Below are 12819 nucleotides of genomic sequence, written 5' to 3'. Positions count from 1 at the left end.
ACTTAAACCGGGACGGACTTTTGCAGCTGCAGCACCAGGTCGCGGCTGGCCAGCGCGGTGCCGTGCGAAGACTTGAGCGGACGCAGGCGGTGCGCGCACACCGGCACCAGCACGGCTTGCACGTCTTCCGGCATCGCGTGGTCGCGGCCTTCCAGGGCGGCCCAGGCACGGGCGGCCTGCAGCAGGGCCAGCGCGGCGCGCGGGCTCAGGCCTTCGGCGAAGAAACCGTTCTGGCGCGAGGCTTGCGCCAGGGCTTGCACGTAATCGATCAGGGCCGGCGAGGCGTGGATCTGGCGCAGCGACTGCTGTGCGGCGAAAAGTTCGGCCGGTGTCATGGCCGGCGCCAGGTGCTTGAGCATCTGGCGGCGGTCTTCGCCCATCAGCAGCGCGCGCTCGGCGGCAGCATCGGGGTAGCCGAGCGAGATGCACATCAGGAAGCGGTCCAGCTGCGATTCGGGCAACGGGAAGGTGCCTACCTGGTGCGTCGGGTTCTGCGTCGCGATCACGAAGAACGGCTCGGGCAGCGGACGCGTGACGCCATCGGCCGAGACCTGGCGTTCTTCCATCGCTTCCAGCAGGCCGGATTGGGTTTTCGGCGTGGCGCGGTTGATTTCATCGGCCAGCAGCACTTGCGTGAAGATCGGGCCGGGGTGGAAGCTGAAGGCGTTCAGCTCGCGTTCATAAATCGAAACGCCGGCCACATCGGCCGGCAGCAGGTCGCTGGTGAACTGGATACGGTTGAACTGCAGGCCCAGCGACAGCGCCAGGGCATGCGACAGCGTCGTCTTGCCGACGCCCGGCAAGTCTTCAAGCAATAAGTGGCCGCCAGCCAGCAAACAGGTCAGCGACTGGCGCACCTGCAATTCCTTGCCGACGATGACCTGGCCGACCTGGGCTGCTACGGCGTGTAATTTGGTGAACATGGTTTTGGTACGTTGGTTTGGTGGGCCTGCCGCCGCGTGGTAGATTAGACGCATTCTATGCGAGAAACGCGATTCATGAGCACAGCTATTTACAGTCATCCAGACTGCCAGCGCCACGAGATGGGCGACTGGCATCCCGAATGCCCGGCGCGCCTGCAAGCCATTGCCGACCAGTTGATCAACGCCCACATCGACGACTTGCTGGAACACCGCGATGCGCCGCTGGCCGAAGTCGAATCGATTGCGCGCAACCACACGGCCAATGCGATCGGCATCGTGCGCGATAACCTGCCGGCCGCCGGCGATTACTACCCGATCGATGGCGACACCTCGCTCAATGTCCATAGCTGGAATGCGGCGCGGCGTGCGGCCGGCGCTGCGATTGCGGCCACCGATGCGGTGATCGACCGCGAAATCGATAATGCCTTTTGCGCCGTGCGCCCGCCGGGCCACCATGCGCGCCCCACGGAGCCGATGGGCTTCTGCCTGTTCAATAATGTGGCAATCGCGGTCAAGCATGCGCTCGACGTGCGCGGCCTTGAGCGCGTGGCGGTGGTCGATTTCGACGTCCACCACGGCAATGGCACGGAAGAAGCCCTGCTCAACGAGCCGCGTGCGCTGATGGTCAGCTTCTTCCAGCATCCTTTCTATCCGTATTGCGAAGTGCTGCCGGAGACGCCGAACCGCGTCAACGTGCCGGTGCCGGCCGGCTCCAAAGGTGATACGGTACGCGCGCTGGTGCAGGAGAAGTGGCTGCCCGCACTGCATGCCTTCAAGCCGCAGATGATTTTCATCTCCGCCGGTTTCGATGCCCACCGCGAAGACGACCTGGGCGGCATGGGGCTGGTGGAAGCCGATTACGCCTGGATGACGCAGCAGGTGATGGAGGTCGCGCGCCAGCACGCGCAAGGCCGCATCGTCAGCTGCCTGGAAGGCGGCTATAACTTGTCCGCGCTGGGCCGCAGCGTGGTCGCCCATGTAAAGGCGCTGGCGGAAATCTGAGATGCTGTCGTTGTTGATTGCGCTGGCCGGGGCCAGCGCGTTTCCTTATCAGTCGCTGGTCACGCCGGCCAGCTGCACGGTGCCCGAATGGCCGCGCGAAGCGTTGCGCTACGAAATCGAAGGCACGACCACGCTGCAATTCCAGATCGGCAAAGACGGCGCCGTGCGCAATGTGCAGGTGACGCAGGGCAGCGGCTGGAGCATCCTGGACCAGGCCGCGCTGGCCGGCCTTGCGCGCTGCCGATTCAAGCCTGGCCTGGAAGCGGCGCGCGAAGGCACCGAATTCCCGGTTCAATACGCGTGGACGCTGGAAGGCCCGGCGCCGCTGCGCCCCACGCTGCTGCCGGGAAGCTGCGCCCGTTCGCGCCATTTCCTGCGTTACGATAATTTTGACCGGCGGGAGGACGGCCGGGCCGCCATCAAGCTGCGCTTCCTGGTCGATGCCGACGGCAAGGCGCAGCGCGTGGCGGCCGAGGCGCGCCAGTTCGAGCCGGTGGTGGCGCGCGACGCGGTGGAGTGGCTGCAAACCTGCCGTTTCGGCATTCCGCCCAAGGCCGCCGGTGCGCGCACCGATACTTCTTATGGCTGGGCGGTGTTGAGGTAGGTCAGCTCGATCACGGCCTCGTCGCTCCAGTTCTTGTCGCGCAGCGGGACGTCATACCCCAGGCGGTTTTTTGCCACCTTCAGCGCCTGTACCCGGTCGCCCTCGCGCAGCTGGGCGCTGCCCAGCGGCTGCAATGTCTCTTCGATCCACTTTGCATTCGTCGAATTGCATGGATCGCGGCTGGCGGAAAACATGGCGCGCAGCAGGACGCTGCTGTCTTCGCGTCCGATGGTCCAGAACACCTTGCATTCCAGTCGTACATCGCCCAGGCGGCGCCGGTCATGCGGCAGGCCGGGTGTGCGGACCTCGGGCGCCCAGCGCACGGCGCCGCGTTTGCGGTTGGTGCGCAGGTCGGCATCGTCGACGGCGGCGGTCGCGTCATGCGGCAATGAGAAGGTCAGCTGCTCGTCAAGCGCCACCGGGATCGCGTTGCTGTCGCCGACGATGCGCAGTTCGAGCCCCTTGGTGTTGACTCCCTGGTCCGGCAGAAGCTGAAAACGCAGCACGCCTTGCGGCGCGAGAGTACGATTCTTCTCAAAGGCTTCGACGCCGCTCAGCATCAGGCGGTACGATTTGAAGGCGGGATCGCGTACGTTGGATACTTCGACTGTCGGCTCAGGGGAATCCTGGGCCGCCGCTGGCGCCAGCGCAAGGGCCAGGAGCAGGGAAGCGATTCTCATGTGGTAGAAGTAAAGTTATAAGAATTGCAAATAGTAGCAAAGCGGTGCCGCCATGTAAAATAGCGGATTGTTCATTCGATTTTTAAGGCAAGAGCATGTCTATCCAATGGTTCCCCGGGCATATGAACGCCGCCAAGAAAAAGGCGGCGGAACAGATGGCCGACGTCGATGTCGTCATCGAAGTAGTCGACGCGCGCCTGCCTGCGGCCAGCTGCAATCCACTGGTGGAAGAACTGCGCAAGTTTCGCTCGCGCCCATGCTTGAAAATCCTGAACAAGATCGACCTGGCCGACCCGGATGCCACCGCGGCATGGATCCGCCATTTCGAGCAGGACAAGACCGTCACCGCGTATGCGATGACGACCAAGAAGCCGTCCGACGTGGCCAAGGTGATTTCCAAGGCGCGCAAGCTGGCGCCGCACCGCAACGAGGCGATCAAGCCGCTGCGCATGATGATCATGGGGATTCCAAACGTTGGGAAGTCGACCCTGATGAACGCATTGCTCAAGCGCCGCGTGGCCAAGGTAGGCGATGAGCCGGCGGTCACCAAGCAGCAGCAGAAGATTTACCTGGATCTGGAAACGGTGCTGATCGATACTCCGGGCTTGCTGTGGCCGAAGATTGAGATGCCGTCCGACGGCATGGCGCTGGCGGCTTCCCATGCGATCGGCGCCAATGCGCTGATCGAGGAGGAGGTAGCGGTGTGGCTGGCGGAGGAATTGCTGAAGCGTTATCCGGAGTTGCTGAAGGCGCGCTATAAGGCCGATGTGTCGGCGATGGATGGCGTGGCGCTGATCGAACGTGTGGCGCAGTTGCGCAGCTATCGTTTGAAGGGCGGGGATTGGGATTTCGAGAAGGCGTCGCATATGCTGCTGCAGGATTATCGCAGCGGGGCGCTGGGGCGGATTTCGCTGGAGACGCCGGCGACCCGCGCGGAGGCGTTGGCGGTGTATGCTGAATCAGAGCGCATCAAGGCCGAGGAAGCAGAGCGCAAGGCGGCTGAGAAGGAAGCCGAGCGCATGAAGGGCAAGCGCGGAACCTGAACCCCGGTAAACCTGGGTCAGACGGGACGGCCATCCGGCAAGGGTCTGACCCAGTCTGCTCACCGGTCGACTGGAAAGCACCGTCAACGGCTGATCCGATAGGGTCCGGCCCTTGGGCCGTACCCAGGTTTACCGGGTTTAGCCGAGCTTAAAGCTACTGACCGCCATCGCCCCCATAAAGCGGTCCTCGTGATACACCACCTGCGCCGCCTCACCCTCCGCGGCACCCACCACCACCATCAAGGGCAGCAAATGCTCCTCCCGCGGATGCGCCATGCGCGCCGCCGGCGCCCGTTCCCACTCAAGCAAACGCGCCGTCCGTTCCGCCGGCTCCGCCGCCATGGTCTCGCGCAGCCACGCATCAAACACATGTGAAGCCTCGGCCCCCGCAGCATTGAACGCCCGCAGGTTGTGATAACTCAGGCCGCTGCCAATAATCAGTACACCCTCGTCACGCAAAGGCCGCAGCAAGCGTCCGACAGTCAAATGCTCCGCCGGATCCAGCCCATGCCGCAGCGAGAGCTGCACGATCGGCACATCCGCCTCCGGAAACGCCGGATACATGGCACTGAACGTGCCATGGTCAAAGCCGCGATCAGGATCAAGCCGCGCGCGCTCGCCCAACAGCGAAGCCACGCGCTCCGCCAGTTCAGGCGAACCGGGCGCAGGATATTGGATCTGGTAGGTATGCGGCGGGAAGCCGCCGTAGTCGTAGATCATCGCCGGCTTGGCCGACGATGACAGGAGGAAGTCGCGCCCCTCCCAATGTGCAGTCACAACGAGAAGGGCTTGCGGCTTGCCGCCGGCCTGGCGCGGCAAGTCGCGCAGGGAAGCCTCGAGCTGGTCGTAGGCGTTGCCGAATTGGTCACGCATCCAGGGCCAGGGGCCGCCGCCGTGTGACAGGAAGAAGGTGGGCAAGGTAGTCATGCCCACCAATATACTCCGGTCAGCGGTTCGTTGCAGACACCGACATCAGCGCAAACAGGCGCGCCGCGCGCATCCACGCCACGGCCAGTGCGATCAGCTGCGCCAGCACAAAGGCCGCCAGCAGCAGGAGGGCATTGCTGCCGGCCACCTGCAGTCGCGCCACAGCCAGCAGGGCAGCCAGCAGCAGGCCGGCCACGGTCAGCACCATATAGCCGCCCAGCATGGAGACAGGACGGCGCAGCATCAGCTTCACGCCCCACCACCAGGCCTTTACGGCGGAGGTGCGGCGGCGGTCGATGGCCAGTTGGGCGCGCCCAGCATCCAGCGTCAGGTTAGCCAGCAGCAGCAGGAAGGCGGTAGCGATATACGCTGCATTCGACCAGGTCGAGGCATCGGATTCCAGCGTCGCGCCCAGTGCATGCTTCTCGGCCGCCTCTGCCAGCGCACCGCCAAGGGCCAGCGCCACGCCCATCGGTACGATGGACCACAGCAGCATGCGGAACATGCGCGGGTATTCCGCGATGCCGCCGGCGAGCAGTTCGCGGAAGCGCGCGGTCTCCTGTGAACGGCCGGCTGTGGTGATCACGCCGGTCAGGAAAGGCGACAGCAGCAGCGTCGCGAACAGGGCAGCCAGGCCGCCTGCCTGCAGCGCAACGTTATTGCGGCGCAGTTCACCCATTAGGTCGGTAAAGGCGAGCAGGTCCAGCGTGCGCGCCAGTTCGGGAGCACGCACGGAATGATTGAGCAGCTCGGACAGCGCACTCCAGACGGGCAGGGCGAGCAGCAGTGCCGGCAGCAGCACGGCGGCCAGCCATACCAGCAGCAGGCGCCATTGCAGGGCGGCGCGGGCCGCGTTTTTCAGGTTGGTGGTCAGCTTCATACGGTGGCAATCAGGGCAATCAGGGATTGGATAATGGCGGCGAAGTCGAAGGTCCAGCGGCGTGCAGCGCTGCCGTCGGACTTCAGCGTGCGGCTGTCATCGAGTTTGCTCACGTCGAGCAGGTTCTTGTTATCCGGGTCGATGCGGGCCGAAACGGCTTTCACCGGCTTGGTCCACTCGAAGGTTTGCCAGCGCTCAGGGCCGCTCCAGTTCACGGTTTCCTTGCTGCCGTCGGCGAACTCCACCACCAGCACTTGCGGCACGTCGGCGCCGCGGCGGCGCACGGTGACCTTGGTCAGGTAAGGGAAAGCGCCGGTGCCTGGCTTGGCATCAGGGTGCTTCTTTTCCCATTCCTTGCGCTGCTTGTCCGCCTGTTCGTCGGCCTGGTCTTCGGTCAGCTCCACGCGCTTGCCGTTCACCATGTGCACGCCGGGCTGCGGTACGACTTCTTCGCTGCTGAACTTGGCGACGCGGTCGTCAACCTTCTCGATGGCGTACACCTGCTGCGCGAACACGCGCTCGACCAGCGCACGCTTGCCGCTCACTTCGGCCAGGGTTTCACGCAGGTCGGCGATGCTCGGATGGCGGAATTTCCAGCGGCGGTAGAACTCCTTGAAGGCGCGCTCGGTAGTTTCCCTGCCCAGTTGGGCTTCCAGGTCGTGCATCGCAAGCGAGGTGCGGGAATACACAGGGCCAACGCCTTGCAGGCGGTCGTAGGCATTCTGGCCGATCGGGTCGGACGGTTCTTCGCGCGGCGTGCCCAGTCGTTCGATCTGCATGAAGTCGACCGGCGGGGCAATGCCCAGGCGGCGCGACAGCTGGCTGGCGGCAAAGTATTTGCGGCCGGTATCGCGCAGCATGCGGTTATCCCAGTACTCGTTCAAGCCTTCGTCCAGCATCGGCTCTTCGAACTCGTTGTTGGCCAGGATGCCGTAGAAATAACCGTGGCCGAATTCGTGGATGTTGACGAAGTCCAGCAGGCCGGCGCCCATGGTGCCCGGCGCCACATCGCCGTAATTGTCAGCGGTGTAGAAGGTCGGGTACTCCATGCCGCCCGCCTCGTTGGCATTGAAGGGCGGTACCACCACGGTCAAGGTCTTGTAAGGGTAGGGGCCCAGGGTGCGCGAGAAGTACTCCAGCGAGTCCTTCGCCGATTGCAGCGAAGGCGCCGCGTGCGAAGCGTATTCCGGCGGGAACAGCACGGTGATCTTCACTTCCGGGCTGCCTTCGCCGTGCCATGTCGCGGTCAGCGGCTTGGCGGTGCGGTTGTCGGCGGTCCAGGCGAAATCGTGCACGTCGCCCTGCATGAAGTGGTAGGTGTGCTTGCCGTCTTTTTCGACCGGCTCGCCTTGCTGCTCGCCGGTGGCGCCGACGGTGTAGGCTTTCGGCACGGTGAGTTTGACGTCGTAGGAGCCGAAGTCGGCATAGAACTCCGACTGCGAGTGGTATTCATGCGCATTCCAGCGCACTGCGGTGGCGCCGCGTTCACCCGGCAATTCCAGTACGCCGATTTTCGGGAACCATTGCGCCACCAGGTGGAAGCTGCCGAAGTAGCCGGAGCGCGCGACCACGCGCGGCAACTGGTCGAAGAAGCTGATGTCCAGCGTGGTGCTGGCGCCCGGCGCTACCGCCTGCGGCAAGTCCATGCGCACCACGGTCTGGTCGGTGGCAGGGCCGCCGTCCGGATGCACGAACTTCCACGGCACGCTGGCGCCGCCTTGCTGCACGCTGCGCAGCTCCATATAGCCCCAGTCGCCATCCTTGGTGTCGACGCCGGAACGGAAGCCCGAGCCGGCCTTGCGCTGCTCGGTGAAGAAGGTGCTTTCAGCATTCTGGAAAGCGTTCAGGTACAGGTGCACGTACACGCTGCGCACAGGCTCGTTGCTGCGGTTGCGCCAGGTCAGTCGCTGCTTGCCGTCCACGGTGTGCTTGACCGGGTCCAGGCTGGCTTCGATCTTGTAGTCCACCACGCGGTCGGACAGCGTGGCTTCCTTCCCGGTGCGGATGCCGCCCCAGGCATTGGCGGCACTCGGCTGGGTCACGGCAGCGGCTTTTGGCAGCGCCAGTGGAATGCCGGTACCCGCTTCCGGTACGGTGGCGGGAGTGCCGCCTTCCGCCCACAGCGAGGCTTGGACCGCGACGCCGCCGAGTAGGGCGGCCGCGGCCAAAATTTGTGCGATACGCATAAGTCTCCATTAAATAATTTGCAACGCGAAAATATAGCCTGAGTGTCGGTTAATTGCCAAGATTTTCATGGTCCACCGTGGCCTGCGTATATAATGTCGGCGCCTTGGTGCCCGCCCCCTGTTCATGGGGGCAGTTAAACGGGAAACGCATAGTGCTGCCCCCGCAACGGTACGCAAGCGCCGTCATTGACGACGGCAGGCCGCGCCAGATAACCACTGCAATGCAGGAAGGTGGCCCGGTCAGACTTGCTAGCCCGGATACCGGCCAGGGAGGTGGAAGCGCGCCCGCGCAGGGTGCGACTTCTGTGGATTCCGGCTGCGGGGACGCAGGCGGATACTCTTTCTACTGTTTGATCATGACCTTCATCTCCTCGCGCTGCGCCCTGGCCGCAGCTGTAGCCCTGTGCTTCGCCGCACCGGCCCAAGCCCAATCCGATACCGTCGTTATTTCCGGTTCCCGCTTCGCCAGCGACCCATCGCTGGCGCCGATCGGCGCCAGCACCATCAGCGCGGCCGACATTCGCCGCTCCGGCGTCTCCAGCGTCAATGAAGCGATCCGCAAGATCGGCGGCGTGTACGGCCGTACCAGCCTGGTAGGCAGCCCGGCCGACTTCAGCCTGGACCTGCGCGGCTTCGGCAGCAGCAGCGACCAGAACGTGGTGATCGTGCTGGACGGCGTGCGCATGAGCGAGAACGAGCTGACCAGCGCCACCCTGTCCACCATCCCGATCGACCTGGTGGAACATATCGACATCATGCGCGGCGGCGCCAGCGTCCTGTATGGCGAAGGCGCCACCGGCGGCGTAATCAATATCGTCACGAAGCGCCCGCAAGCGGGCAAGCGCAGCGGCAACGTCTTCACGGAACTGGGCCAGTTCCACAGCGGCGAAGTGCGCGGCAGCGTAGCGCAGGGCTTCGACGGCTTCGCCATCGACGCATCGGCCGGCCACCTGCGCACCGACAACTACCGCGACAACAACGATTTCAAGCAGTCGCGCTTTAACGGCGGCCTGCAATTCGACGGCGCCTTCGGCCGCCTGTCGCTGCGCGCCGACATCGCGCGCCAGGACACCCGTTTCCCGGGCAGCCTGTCGGAAAAGCAGTTCGAAGCCAATCCGCGCCAGACCTTCACCCCTGAAGATTTCGGCAAGGTCGACACCGACCGCTACACCGCGGCCTGGTCGCACAAAGTCGGCGCCTTTGATTTCGCAGCCGAACTGTCGCACCGTACCAAGGACGCGGAAGCCACTTACTTCGGCTCCAAGTCGGTCTACAACAGCAAGCAGACCCAGTTCTCGCCGCGCGTACGCCACCTGGGCCAGTTCAATGGCCTGCTGAACGAACTGGTAGCCGGCGTCGACTTCGGCCGCTGGAACCGCGAAACCCACAGCGACTGGTCAGCCGCAGACGCGACCCAGCGCAGCAAAGCTTTCTACCTGCGCGATGAAGTGAAGTTCGCCGGCCCGCAGCAATTCCGCCTGTCCGCCGGTGCACGCCGCGAACTGTTCGAGAAGGACTCCGTCGATCCAGCGCCGTTCGCATCCGACATCTACAGCATCAAGCAAGCGCATAACGCCTGGGAACTGCAGGGCAGCATGCTGGTTGCGCCAGGCCTGACCGCCTGGACCAAAGTTGGCCAGAGCTACCGCGTCGCCAACTCCGACGAAAATGGCTACACCCCGCAAACCGGCGGTCCGCTGAAGACCCAGACTTCGCATGACGCCGAAATCGGCCTGGGCTACGCAGCCGGCGCCGCCAAGCTGGACGCACGCCTGTTCCGCCACCGCCTGGAAAACGAGATCTATTACGACCCGACCGCCGGCATGTTCGGCTCCAACGTCAACCTGGCGCCGACCCAGCGCAAGGGTTTCGAACTGGATGGCAGCTACCGCTTCGCCAAGGAATGGCAAGTGCAGGGCCACTTGCAGGTGGTTGACGCCGAGTTCCGCTCCGGCCCGAACGCCGGCCGCGAGCTGGCGCTGGTACCGAAGAACATCGTCACCGTGCGCCTGGCATGGCTGCCAACGGACGGCCAGAGCGCCGACATCGGCGTACAGCGCGTCGGCAAGCAGCGCTACGGTGGCGATTTCACCAACAGCTGCGACGCCCGCATGCCGGCCTACACCACCGTCGACGGCCGCTATGCACGCAAGTTTGGCCCATGGGAGCTGGCGCTGACTGCGCTCAATATGTTCGACAAGGACCACTACAGCCAGGCCTTCTCCTGCCACGGCGGTATCTACCCGGACAATGGCCGCCAACTGAAAGTATCTGCGCGCTACGACTTCTGATCTAAGCGCTTAAAGCAGCCTTAAATTAGCCCCGGGGGCGCCATTTTGGCCGCCGGGGCTGATCACAGCGCGCAAAAAATGGTAATCTCGCGGCGTTTACCATTTATCTGTAAGGATGACCATGCGTTTGCTGCGACTGCTGATTGCTTCTGCCGCCCTGATGTTCACCGCCGCCGGCGCCTACGCCGCCGAGCCAAAAGAGGGCGTTGATTACTCGACCATTCCGCCAGTGCCGACTGAAAGCGCTGGCAAAAAGGTTGAAGTGATCGAGTTCTTCATGTTCACCTGCCCGCACTGCAATGCGCTCGAGCCACGCATGTCGGCCTGGGTCAAGGCGAACGCCGACAAGGTCCACTTCCGCCGTATCCACTTCGCCCGCAACGAGAAAGATGTGCTGGCACGTGCCTACGTGACCCTGGAAACCATGGGCACCCCTGATATCGCCAGCCAGAAGCTGTTCGACGCCATCCACAAGGACCACAAGCGCCTGATGCGTGAAGAAGACGTGACCGCCGTGGTGGTCAGCGCCGGCGTGGACAAGGCCAAGTACGAAAGCGTCTATAAATCCTTCGGCGTCGAGTCTAAAATGAAGCGTATCGGCACCCTGATCGGCCAGTACAAGGTGGAATTTGCACCAACCCTGGTGGTCGATGGCCGTTACATGACTTCGCCAACCCAGGCTGGCCGTCCTAACCAGTCGGAAGAGCAGTCCCAGGCTGCAGCGATTGCCGTGGCGGATTACCTGGTAGCCAAGGTTGCAGCGACCAAGAAATAAGATGGAAGAACGTGAAGAAGGCGTGATGAGAGCATTCCGGGAGTCGGCCCCTGACGAGGCCGGCCTGGTGCAGCGCACCTGGGTCAATCACCTGGCCTGGACGCTGGTGGTCCTGTTGTGCGGACTGGTGTTCTGGCTGGTGGTGGCCGTGATCAATGCGGAAAACCAGCGCAATGCGCTGATGAATATGCAATGCCGCGACCAGGTCTTCAAGGAAGAGATCGACCGCCAATGCATGCTGGGCGTGCAGTCACGCGAACATTGGTGGGAGCACCTCATCTACGCGATGAAGCACACCAAACCTCAAAAGTAGTGAAATAAAAGTCGGGGTCAGGTCTGGCAATCGGACATTTTGCGCAGCAAAATGTCCGATTGCCAGACCTGACCCCGACTTTTATTTAAGCGGTGACGTCCAGGTTGGCGAGCTGTCGCTTGAACAGCTGTTCCTGCACCTTGATGTCGTCGCTGTTATAGCCTTCGTAGGCGCGCGTGGTACGCGTCCAGACTTCCGGCATGACCTGCTCGATCAGGTTGCGGCCCGCTTCGGTCAGGGTGATCATCACGCAGCGGCGGTCGCCCGGGCGGTTGCCGCGGGTGATCAGGCCTTGCGCTTCCAGGTCGTTGCAGACCCGGGTCAGGTTGGCCGGCTTTTCCATGCAGGCTTCACCCAGGTTGGACGCGGTCGAAGACTCACTCTCCGAACCATACAGCACCGCCAGCACCATATAGCTGGCATCGACCAGGTCGTACTTGCGCAATACCGAATTCGCCAGATCTTTCATGCGTTTCTGGACGTGATAGGTCATGCGCAGCAGGCGTACCAGATCTTCCGGGAATTCCGGGATGCGAGTATGAATATTTTTCAGGCGCTTGTTTGTTGCGTCAAAACTACTCATTCTGCAGGCACTCCTGTGCAATTTGTTCAAGCCTGAATTGTACTAGTGTTGACCTAAGGTAAATGCAACTTTGATCTGTATCAAAGCCCAAACGTAAGTCCCATGTAAGCATCGGTTGCGTATTTTTTGATAGCTACATCTTGGGAAAACCTTATACCTGCGGGGGAAATTTGGTACAAATGTGATAAAACTGAAGATATTTCTGTAATATTGCCCAAGTAACATAGTGTTGGCATCTTCCAACACTGCGCCGCCTGATAGCCGAATTTGTTAAATTCCTGGAAACAGGAGGACATCATGTCAGGAACCAGTACCCTCGATCCGGACAATATGCCAGTCGAGCCCGACCGTGAATTGCGCAAGGGCCATGGCACCGGGGCGCTCGGCCCCAGCGATTCGTCCGATTCCGGCAGCGACCTGCAGGGCGCACGCCCGCCAGGCCCCCGTGACACCGAACTCGACAGCGATACCGACGCCGAAGGCACCGGCGAGCGCGCCAGCGTCGGCGGCGATACGCCGGCCCCGGACGGCGCGGATATCGATGTCGACCACGTTGAATCGCTGCCAGACACCAAACGCCCTGAGCACGACGACGCCGAGCGCGGCAGCTAA

Annotated in this window: 13 protein-coding genes and 1 riboswitch; of the genes, 7 read left to right on the top strand and 6 right to left on the bottom strand. The window is 63.0% G+C overall.

What is annotated here, in order from left to right:
* Positions 1-2: 2 nt before the first annotated feature.
* Entirely contained in the window at positions 3-923 is a 921-nt protein-coding gene (locus tag AC1RTP_RS21520; RefSeq protein ID WP_498610290.1) for an AAA family ATPase, read from the bottom strand.
* A gap of 75 nt (positions 924-998) precedes the next feature.
* Between AC1RTP_RS21520 and AC1RTP_RS21515 the strand changes: the two genes are divergently transcribed.
* Together AC1RTP_RS21515 and AC1RTP_RS21510 are read left to right on the top strand one after the other, a co-directional pair.
* On the top strand, positions 999-1925 hold the full coding sequence (locus AC1RTP_RS21515; protein WP_498610288.1) for a histone deacetylase family protein: 927 nt from the start codon (positions 999-1001) through the stop codon (positions 1923-1925).
* 1 nt (position 1926) lies between these two features.
* Positions 1927-2529, top strand: coding sequence for an energy transducer TonB (locus AC1RTP_RS21510; RefSeq protein WP_498610286.1), 603 nt, complete (start codon positions 1927-1929; stop codon positions 2527-2529).
* On the opposite strand, the gene AC1RTP_RS21505 is transcribed toward AC1RTP_RS21510, so the two are convergent.
* Positions 2505-3209 (bottom strand): hypothetical protein, encoded by a 705-nt coding sequence (locus tag AC1RTP_RS21505; protein WP_498610284.1) that lies wholly within the window; start codon positions 3207-3209, stop codon positions 2505-2507. The genes AC1RTP_RS21510 and AC1RTP_RS21505 overlap by 25 nt on opposite strands.
* Before the next feature lie 95 nt (positions 3210-3304).
* Here AC1RTP_RS21505 and ylqF point away from each other — a divergent pair, with 95 nt between their 5' ends.
* A complete protein-coding gene (gene ylqF / locus AC1RTP_RS21500) occupies positions 3305-4252 on the top strand; it encodes a ribosome biogenesis GTPase YlqF (RefSeq protein ID WP_498610282.1) in 948 nt (315 codons plus the stop codon).
* A 138-nt stretch (positions 4253-4390) separates the two neighbouring features.
* Here ylqF and AC1RTP_RS21495 read toward each other — a convergent pair whose 3' ends face one another.
* From AC1RTP_RS21495 to AC1RTP_RS21485, 3 genes are read right to left on the bottom strand one after another with little or no spacing between them, the layout of a single operon-like run.
* Entirely contained in the window at positions 4391-5179 is a 789-nt protein-coding gene (locus AC1RTP_RS21495) for a DODA-type extradiol aromatic ring-opening family dioxygenase (RefSeq protein WP_498610280.1), read from the bottom strand.
* A gap of 19 nt (positions 5180-5198) precedes the next feature.
* Positions 5199-6059, bottom strand: a complete 861-nt coding sequence (locus tag AC1RTP_RS21490) for a hypothetical protein (RefSeq protein WP_498610278.1) — start codon at positions 6057-6059, stop codon at positions 5199-5201.
* Positions 6056-8245: a M1 family metallopeptidase gene (locus AC1RTP_RS21485; RefSeq protein WP_498610276.1), complete on the bottom strand. Its 2190-nt coding sequence runs from the start codon at positions 8243-8245 to the stop codon at positions 6056-6058. Before AC1RTP_RS21485 ends, AC1RTP_RS21490 begins: the two co-directional genes overlap by 4 nt.
* An 88-nt stretch (positions 8246-8333) precedes the next feature.
* Positions 8334-8529, top strand: a riboswitch (cobalamin riboswitch).
* A 72-nt stretch (positions 8530-8601) separates the two neighbouring features.
* Here AC1RTP_RS21485 and AC1RTP_RS21480 point away from each other — a divergent pair.
* From AC1RTP_RS21480 to AC1RTP_RS21470, 3 genes are all read left to right on the top strand, one after another.
* Positions 8602-10536, top strand: a complete 1935-nt coding sequence (locus AC1RTP_RS21480; protein WP_498610274.1) for a TonB-dependent receptor — start codon at positions 8602-8604, stop codon at positions 10534-10536.
* A gap of 121 nt (positions 10537-10657) precedes the next feature.
* Positions 10658-11311, top strand: coding sequence for a thiol:disulfide interchange protein DsbA/DsbL (locus AC1RTP_RS21475; protein WP_498610273.1), 654 nt, complete (start codon positions 10658-10660; stop codon positions 11309-11311).
* A gap of 1 nt (position 11312) precedes the next feature.
* Positions 11313-11624, top strand: a complete 312-nt coding sequence (locus AC1RTP_RS21470) for a hypothetical protein (RefSeq protein WP_498610271.1) — start codon at positions 11313-11315, stop codon at positions 11622-11624.
* Positions 11625-11709: 85 nt separating this feature from the next.
* On the opposite strand, the gene AC1RTP_RS21465 is transcribed toward AC1RTP_RS21470, so the two are convergent.
* Positions 11710-12207, bottom strand: coding sequence for a MarR family winged helix-turn-helix transcriptional regulator (locus AC1RTP_RS21465; RefSeq protein ID WP_498610270.1), 498 nt, complete (start codon positions 12205-12207; stop codon positions 11710-11712).
* Between the two features lie 297 nt (positions 12208-12504).
* On the opposite strand from AC1RTP_RS21465, the gene AC1RTP_RS21460 reads away from it, so the two are divergent.
* Positions 12505-12819 (top strand): hypothetical protein, encoded by a 315-nt coding sequence (locus AC1RTP_RS21460; RefSeq protein WP_498610268.1) that lies wholly within the window; start codon positions 12505-12507, stop codon positions 12817-12819.

This window comes from Pseudoduganella sp. GW821-FHT11H04 (genome assembly GCF_058807935.1).
Note: the sequence above shows the minus strand (reverse complement) of the source record. Positions and strands in the feature narration are given on the sequence as shown.

Bases quoted from the DNA above. Each gene is read 5' to 3' on its own strand.
- AC1RTP_RS21520 (WP_498610290.1), bottom strand. From the start codon at position 923: ATGTTCACCAAATTACACGCCGTAGCAGCCCAGGTCGGCCAGGTCATC.
- AC1RTP_RS21515 (WP_498610288.1), top strand. From the start codon at position 999: ATGAGCACAGCTATTTACAGTCATCCAGACTGCCAGCGCCACGAGATG.
- AC1RTP_RS21510 (WP_498610286.1), top strand. From the start codon at position 1,927: ATGCTGTCGTTGTTGATTGCGCTGGCCGGGGCCAGCGCGTTTCCTTAT.
- AC1RTP_RS21505 (WP_498610284.1), bottom strand. From the start codon at position 3,209: ATGAGAATCGCTTCCCTGCTCCTGGCCCTTGCGCTGGCGCCAGCGGCG.
- ylqF (WP_498610282.1), top strand. From the start codon at position 3,305: ATGTCTATCCAATGGTTCCCCGGGCATATGAACGCCGCCAAGAAAAAG.
- AC1RTP_RS21495 (WP_498610280.1), bottom strand. From the start codon at position 5,179: ATGACTACCTTGCCCACCTTCTTCCTGTCACACGGCGGCGGCCCCTGG.
- AC1RTP_RS21490 (WP_498610278.1), bottom strand. From the start codon at position 6,059: ATGAAGCTGACCACCAACCTGAAAAACGCGGCCCGCGCCGCCCTGCAA.
- AC1RTP_RS21485 (WP_498610276.1), bottom strand. From the start codon at position 8,245: ATGCGTATCGCACAAATTTTGGCCGCGGCCGCCCTACTCGGCGGCGTC.
- AC1RTP_RS21480 (WP_498610274.1), top strand. From the start codon at position 8,602: ATGACCTTCATCTCCTCGCGCTGCGCCCTGGCCGCAGCTGTAGCCCTG.
- AC1RTP_RS21475 (WP_498610273.1), top strand. From the start codon at position 10,658: ATGCGTTTGCTGCGACTGCTGATTGCTTCTGCCGCCCTGATGTTCACC.
- AC1RTP_RS21470 (WP_498610271.1), top strand. From the start codon at position 11,313: ATGGAAGAACGTGAAGAAGGCGTGATGAGAGCATTCCGGGAGTCGGCC.
- AC1RTP_RS21465 (WP_498610270.1), bottom strand. From the start codon at position 12,207: ATGAGTAGTTTTGACGCAACAAACAAGCGCCTGAAAAATATTCATACT.
- AC1RTP_RS21460 (WP_498610268.1), top strand. From the start codon at position 12,505: ATGTCAGGAACCAGTACCCTCGATCCGGACAATATGCCAGTCGAGCCC.